The organism is Virgibacillus carmonensis, assembly GCF_057836705.1.
On the sequence record NZ_JBYQFJ010000265.1, the window covers coordinates 1 to 600 of the forward strand.

Annotated in this window: 1 protein-coding gene and 1 pseudogene; both read left to right on the plus strand. The window is 35.7% G+C overall.

The window, feature by feature from the left end; genetic code table 11:
- Positions 1 to 92, plus strand: a pseudogene (locus AC3G7N_RS21775) (undecaprenyl-diphosphatase); the annotation flags it as partial.
- A gap of 173 nt (positions 93 to 265) precedes the next feature.
- On the plus strand, positions 266 to 600 hold a 335-nt coding region (locus AC3G7N_RS21780; RefSeq protein WP_489424214.1), incomplete at its 3' end, for a YdhK family protein.

A 600-nucleotide genomic window follows, 5' to 3' on the forward strand; every position in this document is an offset into this window, starting at 1 on the left:
TCTTTTTGAAACTGATTGATAAGGTGAAATTGGTTCCATTTGCCATTTACCGTATTTTACTAGTGGTAGTTATTTATTTAATATATTTTTAACTGCAAAATCTCTTGGCAGAAAGTATACTGACGATGTCTAATTAGGCATCGTCTATTTTTTTCACTCACTAATAATTTACTTATATATGGCTATAATAAGCAAAGTGGTTTACTTATACCCCTAACGGGTATATAGTATTTAGTGAACAAGAATTTAGTTAAGGAGGATTAGCATGAAAAGTAAAAGATTTATGGTGGCAGCAGTTATATTACTTGTTTCGGCGTTAATTTTAGCTGCATGCGGCAGTAACGACGGTAATGGGGCAAACAATTCAAAAGAAAATGAAGAAGACGTGGAATTGAATTCAAGTTCCGGCGAAGATATGGAAATGGAACACTCTGGCTCAGATGAAGTTCCAGATGGATTGGAAGTAGCAGAAAATCCAAAGTATGCAGTAGGGTCTCAGGCATTTATTACAACAGACCATATGGAAGGAATGAAAGGTGCGGAGGCTACAATTGTTGGTGCATATGATACAACCGCATATGTTATTTCATATACGCCAAC